This window comes from Marivirga sp. (assembly GCF_024636815.1).
In the GTDB taxonomy this organism is placed as follows: domain Bacteria; phylum Bacteroidota; class Bacteroidia; order Cytophagales; family Cyclobacteriaceae; genus Marivirga.
In genome coordinates this window covers 1-6,721 of the sequence record NZ_JAGXGF010000200.1, presented here as the reverse complement: position 1 = coordinate 6,721, position 6,721 = coordinate 1, and the positions used below count along the sequence as shown (strand labels likewise).

General features: G+C 33.7%; 7 protein-coding genes. 4 read left to right on the top strand and 3 right to left on the bottom strand.

Annotated features, from left to right (window positions below; all coding sequences use genetic code 11):
- The 4 genes from Q0L29_RS14505 to Q0L29_RS14490 form a co-directional block, all read left to right on the top strand.
- On the top strand, nt 1-271 hold a 271-nt coding region (locus Q0L29_RS14505; RefSeq protein ID WP_296622818.1), incomplete at its 5' end, for a helix-turn-helix transcriptional regulator.
- 77 nt (nt 272-348) lie between these two features.
- Nucleotides 349-570, top strand: a complete 222-nt coding sequence (locus Q0L29_RS14500; protein ID WP_296622816.1) for a hypothetical protein — start codon at nt 349-351, stop codon at nt 568-570.
- A 21-nt stretch (nt 571-591) separates the two neighbouring features.
- On the top strand, nt 592-831 hold the full coding sequence (locus Q0L29_RS14495) for a hypothetical protein (protein ID WP_296622815.1): 240 nt from the start codon (nt 592-594) through the stop codon (nt 829-831).
- Between the two features lie 11 nt (nt 832-842).
- A complete protein-coding gene (locus tag Q0L29_RS14490) occupies nt 843-1,847 on the top strand; it encodes a hypothetical protein (RefSeq protein ID WP_296622813.1) in 1,005 nt (334 codons plus the stop codon).
- 80 nt (nt 1,848-1,927) lie between these two features.
- Here Q0L29_RS14490 and Q0L29_RS14485 read toward each other — a convergent pair whose 3' ends face one another.
- The 3 genes from Q0L29_RS14485 to metG all read right to left on the bottom strand — a co-directional run.
- The gene (locus tag Q0L29_RS14485) at nt 1,928-3,928 is read right to left on the bottom strand and encodes a sensor histidine kinase (protein WP_296622811.1); all 2,001 of its coding nucleotides are present in this window, start codon (nt 3,926-3,928) and stop codon (nt 1,928-1,930) included.
- Between the two features lie 450 nt (nt 3,929-4,378).
- The gene (locus Q0L29_RS14480; protein ID WP_296622809.1) at nt 4,379-5,035 is read right to left on the bottom strand and encodes a phosphoadenylyl-sulfate reductase; all 657 of its coding nucleotides are present in this window, start codon (nt 5,033-5,035) and stop codon (nt 4,379-4,381) included.
- A gap of 174 nt (nt 5,036-5,209) precedes the next feature.
- Nucleotides 5,210-6,721, bottom strand: a 1,512-nt coding sequence (gene metG, locus Q0L29_RS14475) for a methionine--tRNA ligase subunit beta (RefSeq protein ID WP_296622807.1), incomplete at its 5' end; no start/stop codon positions are given.

Here is a 6,721-nt window from a genome sequence, read left to right as displayed (position 1 = left end):
CCCCCATTTTTATCAGATTAAATTAATGAATGCCCAATTGACATTTAAAGAACAGGAAGTCTTATCGCTTTGTAAAAAAGGAATGAATTGTCAGGAAATTAGTGAAAAGCTATTTGTAACTGTGGAGACCATAAAAACCCACAGAAAAAAGATTATTAAGAAATTGGAGCTTCATGGTAAACAAGAGTTCAGAATATTTATAATGAATTTATTGGAAGAAGAATTGATGTTGCAACAGCAAAACTCACCCCAAAATTACCCCTTGGGGTGATTGATTAAGATTTTAGATTCCTCACCTTTGAAATGCGATCGCAAAGTAAATTTTTAACACTTTAAATAGTTAGAATTATGAAAAAGAATTTGATATTAATCATTTCATTCTTTATGTTTTTTGGCTTATTCAATCAAGCTTCAGCAGAATGTACTACGTCAATTGAATGTGGAGGGAATGAAACCATGGGATGTACAGGAGATTTCAATTGTTCTTCAAGTGATGATGATAAGTCTGTAACGTGTGATGGTGTTACTACTTCTTGTCCGTTTTCAAAAGAAAAAAAATCAATAGCTTAAAATCATTTAAATATAATAGATATGAAATTTAGAAAAACAATATTATTGGCTTGTTTAATACTTACTTTAATGAGTTTTGGAAAATTATTTGATGCGAATGCATGTACCGTATCGCAATCTTGTGGTGAAGGACAAGGTAGCGTAGGCTGCTCAGGTGAAAGTTCTTGTTCCAGTTCATATTATGATATGAGTGTTACTTGTGACGGTGTTACTTCAATGTGTCCAGCGCCATTGGCTAGACCTCCAAAATCTTTATATTAATTGATGAGTTTATGATTAAATTTTTAAATATTATTTTTATTGCCACATGTTTATTATCTCTAAATAGCTGTGGTAATAGTAACACTCCTCAGAAGAAAAAAATCAATCTTCAATTAGAAAAAGCCAAAGGAAAATTTTCTGATAGCTTATATGTTTATGATATAAGAAGCATGTTGATTGATGAGGGGAGCCTATATGTAGCGGAATATGAGAATGGAATAAAGCTGTTGGATACGGATTTAAATTTCAAATCTAATATTGGTAAACTGGGAGAGGGGCCTGAAGAGATATTTGTTACTCCTCAGATTCAACTTTTCGGAGATACACTTTATGCAATTTCTAGTAATAAGCGTGCCTTTATGAAATACTCAAAAGCTGGCGAATTTATTAGTGAGGTAAAATATGATAGAGATATTTATGACACCTCCTTTAAATATAAATTTATTGTTTCCGATAAAGGGGTATTTTTAAATAACAAAAATCTTGATTTTACTTTTTATAAACTATCTCATCAAGGTATGTTAATGGGTGGGGTTGCGTTCTCAGATTCCTATGATGATATTGATAAAGCTTATGTTACCAGCGGGGCACATCTTTTGAAATTTGAAGACAATATTCTTCATTTATCTGATAACAAAGCTGAAATACGAGTTTTTAATCAAAATGAAGAGGTGAAACGCATTGGTTTGAAGGATTTTAAGCCATTTAAAGAACGGTTAAAATTCGTTAAAGCTGGTGGTGAATTGGGAAGTACATCATATTATAATATGATACAGGATGCATATATTGATTCAGCTAATGACTTACTCTATATTTTATCAATAGCAGGAGTAAAGAGTCCAAGAAGTAATGCTATTAGTATTTTTGATCTGAATAAGGATTTTCAATTCCTAGGTAGCTTCAATTTAAAAGGAGATTGGTATAAAACCATAGCTGTTGAAAACGGTAAATTTTTTGTATTTAATTCTGTTGATAGCAAAATAGAAAAGTATAATATTGAGATTGAAAATATGTAAAGAGATTGGATTTCACATTTGTTCAGGAATCATATATTTCAAATTAATTATAACTAGGGGTGGTAATTAAATGTAAATTATCACCCCAAATCATTCAAAACCACCCTAAAACTAGTCCCTTCTCCACGAACACTTTCAAACTCAATATTACCTTCCAATTGCTCTACTAATGTCTTCACAATAGATAAGCCCAGGCCTGAGGTGCTTTCTCCAGCTGTGGGTTTATTGCTCATTTTCTGGAACTTGTGAAATAGTTTTGGCTGTTCTTCCTTTAAAATACCCATTCCCTCATCTTTCACTTCTATTTGAAGCTTATTTCCTTCTTGTGTGGCTTTAACATATACAGTACTGTCCTCATATGAAAATTTCAGTGCATTGGATATTAGGTTATCCATGATGCGTTGAAGCTTATCAGAATCTGTATGAAACGCCTTATCAATAGCTTCAATATTCTTTTCAATTTTTATGTTTTTAATTTTGGCAGCATCCTCATGTTTTTGAATTAATTCCTCAAAATAGGATTGGATATTTACCTTTTTAACTTCAGATTTTTGCTGAGATTCAATACGATAAAGTTGCAGCAAATCTTCTATTAATTGAACACCTTGTCCATTTGATTTCTCGAGCTTGTTTAGGTATTCTTGTTGCTCTTTGGTCAGATTTTCGGGCATTTTAATCAACTGAATCAATCCTTTATTATTATTCAATGGCGATTTTAAATCATGAGCCAATACGTGTATCAGCCCATTTTTTTCATCATGAATCCTTTTCAATTCATCATTATTATGAACAAGTTCTTGATTTCGTGCATTTAATTCTTTTGTTCTTTCTTCTACCGTCTTTTCCAATCGTTGATTTGATTCTTTTAGTGCCATGCTCAAATCTTGATTTTTGATATAGGTTTGATTCTGTCGATTGGCTAATATGATTACATGGCTAAACAGATAAAAGAAAATACCCAATGCAAAAATCATTTCTCCTACTATATGCGATTGATGAATGAGGATTTCTATTACGGTTACCGTAAAAAGTAGTATGAATCCAATTAAGGCCACCAAAACTTCTTTGTTTCCTTTTAAGCTTGCTTTAAAAATATAGTATAATATCCCAATTCCTGTGATTACGGTCACTATTTGCATAATTGGAACTAAATTAGAGTTGTAAACAATTGGTGTAAATAAGGTAATAACAGTAGCTGAAATTCCTATATAATAAGGGATATAGGCAAAGAATTTAGGGATAAATTCAGGGAAGAGGTAATATATAAAGCGTATGGTGAAAGCAAAAATAAGATAAAAACTGATCAGTTCTATCCTAGTACTTAACCACCATGGGAAATTCAAATATTCTATTAATAAGTATTCATTTACACTTAAAGTTCTCAGAATTGTAAATAAACAAACTAATGCGAAATAGGTATTCATCTTATTCCTCGTTCGGAAAAGGTTGGAGCCTAAATGATATAATCCCATAAAGAAGATAGAACCTATTAGGAAAAATGATAATGATATATTTTGTGCTCTATCCTCAAGTAAGAGGTCATTTTCTGCTATTTGGGGTGGTCTGGTCATTCCACCCTTTCGATAGTGATAATTAGAAATATGAAATACAATATCTAGAGTATCTGTATCTTCTGGTAAAGGATATATTCTATTGCGATAGTCTGGTTTGGCAGTATCTTCAGAGGTACCTAGCTTACCTACTTCTCCTGCTTCTTTTCCGTTTATGAATAATTTGTAGTTGGTGGTCATTACTTCACCATTTAATGCCAAATTTTCGAGCTTTTCTCTTAAAATTATTCTGACATAATAAGTGGCATAGCCGGTAGAAGGAAGTTCTTCTCCTCTGAATTCCATTCCTGTCCAGGTATGTGGAATTTCTGTATATACAGGTGAATCTAACTCTTGCATTTCTTTTGCAGTAAGGAGTTTGCCATATTCAAATTGCCATTCACCTTGAAGTAATACAATTTCTTCATTAAGGTCATCATCACGCAAATCGATTATACCTTTTTGCCCATAACCTAAAGAGGCTATACTGAATAATATAATTATAAAAATCGATGATAGTTGCTTCAACATAATTTCTTAGCCACAATAGTTTATCAAACCAATAACTATAATACAAATTTAAGGCTTCTTAAAATGATATGGGTTTGTATTTTGCTTCAAAAAGTACAAGACATGGGTTTTGCGACAGATTCAGGATAATTGAGATTCTGCGATGATTTGCTTATTTATAAATTGATTTAAAATTCTTTTTAATTTCCATGAATCAATGTTAATTAAAAATTAACATTGTGATTTCTTAGATGAAGCTGAAATTGGAATAATTATATATTGTGAACGTGAAAATTGAAAAGTGAATTTGATTTGTGCCTTATAGCTCAAAAATGACAAAAGCTAAGTAAAAATACTTAGAAAACTTTACGGATATTGTAAATCTCACCTTTGTAATATTTAGATGTATATACATACAAAGGTTGAAAGGCTTCAAATTTTAGAGAAAAATAGTAATTGCTTGGCTATTATTTATTTAACCAAATCAGTATGTAGACCACATTCTGTTTTGTTCATTCCATACCATCTACTTTCCCGCTCTTGCATATCCAAATCGAACTTTCGGGTGCACGGCTCACAGCCAATACTGAAATAGCCTTTAGTTTCAAGTGGATGCTCAGGCAATTGATTTTCCTTTCTATAGTCATGAATCATTTTAGAATTCCAGTCCAGCATTGGGTGAAGGCGAGTAGTTCCATGAGGTGCTGCTTGTTCCTCTTTCATGGCCGAGCGAGTCTTGCTTTGGTCGGCTCGCACACCATTAATCCATATGTCATTCTGCATTAAGACCGTATCCATGGGTTGGGTCTTGTTGAGATAGCAGCAATAATCGGGGTCGGAAGTAAAGAACATTTTTCCCTCAGCATCACGCTGCATGTTTTTAGGTGTGAGTGGTTTTAAGTCCACTAAATTAGTCAAGCCAAAGTCTGACATGATTTTATCTCGGAATGCAACAGTATCAGGAAAGTGGTAGCCAGTATTGATAAAGTAAACAGGAATATCAGCATCAATCTTGCTCAGCATGTGCAATAATACCAAACTGTGCGATTGAAAAGAAGAAGTAGTGAAATACTTCTTTCCTTCCGCTTGATATTGTTTGATTTTATGTTCTAGTTCCTTAAAATTCATATTTTTAGTATTCAGTACTGGGTAGTGAGTATTGAGATTTCAGCCAATAAAATTACTTTCCTTCAGGATTAATTGAGCGTTTTTTTAACTTACAACTTAAGACCTAAAACTTAAAACTCAATTTCAAATAACTTCTTCCGTTTTATTTCTCACTACTCACTACCCCATTACAAACTACGCAATTGTACTTCCCGGATTCACATTCGCTCCTGGCTGAACAAACTGCAAATTACCTTCTGAATCCTCTGCCATCAAGACCATTCCCTCCGAAACTTCTCCCATCATAGGTCTAGGTGCAAGGTTTACCAATACAGTGACTTGCTTGCCTACTACTTCCTCGGCTTTGAAATGCTTTGCTATTCCACTTAAGATAGTTCTTTTGTCCAAGCCAGTATCGATAGTCAGTTTTAAAAGTTTGTTCGATTTTTTTACCTTTTCTGCAGTCAAAACAGTTCCTACTCGCATATCCATTTTCATGAAATCATCGAATTTGATTTCCTCTTTCATTGGAGCAACATCAGGACTTCCACCTGCATTGGCTTTTTTTGCTTCTTCTAATTTATTGACTTGTTCTTCCACGGGTTTGTCTTCAATTTTTTCAAATAGTAATTCTGCTTCTTTGATTTGATGCCCTGCTTTCAATAAATCAGCACTTCCTGATAAATCCCATTCCAGTGCTTCAATATTCAACATCTTTCTCAACTTAGTTGCTGTAAATGGCAAGAATGGTTCACAAACGATGCTTAAATTAGCAGCAATCTGTAGTGCCAAATTCATTATGGTTTTAACCCTTTCTGGATTTTCTTTTTGTAATTTCCAAGGTTCTGTTTCTGCCAGATATTTATTTACCAAACGGGCAAATTCCATCATGGCAGCCATAGCTTCCCTAAATTTGTAATTCACAATTTTATCTTCAATCAAATCAGGATAGCCTTTCAATTCATCCAATATTTCCTGATCGTAATCAAACCATTCGCCTCTTTGCGGAACTTTCCCATTATAATACTTATGAGTAAGTACAATAGCTCTGTTAATGAAGTTACCGAAAATAGCTACCAACTCACTGTTGTTGCGAGTTTGAAAATCTTTCCAGGTAAATTCACTGTCTTTTGTCTCTGGAAGTGTTGCTGCCAACGCATATCTTAAAACATCTTCTTTGTCTGGGAATGCCTCCAAATATTCGTGCAACCAAACAGCCCAGTTTCTGCTAGTCGATAATTTATCTCCCTCTAAATTCAAAAATTCGTTGGCAGGCACATTTTCTGGCAATATATAATCTCCATGTGCATGCAAAATCACTGGGAATATAATGCAGTGAAATACAATATTATCCTTACCGATAAAATGAATTAAAGTACTGTCGTCTTTGGGGTCATCTTGTTTCTTCCAGAATTTCTCCCAATCATTTTCTGTGTCCTTTGCCCATTGTTTGGTGGCGGAGATATAACCGATAGGAGCATCCAACCAAACATACAATTTTTTACCTTCAGCTCCTTTCAACGGCACATCAACTCCCCAATCTAAATCACGAGTCATAGCTCTTGGCTGCAGACCTTGATTCAACCAGGAACTGCATTGTCCATAAACATTAGATTTCCATTTGCCTTTTTTGCCTTCAATCAACCATTGTTCCATCCACTCCTGGTACTTATCCAAAGGAAGAAACCAGTGTTTGGTGCTTTTTAT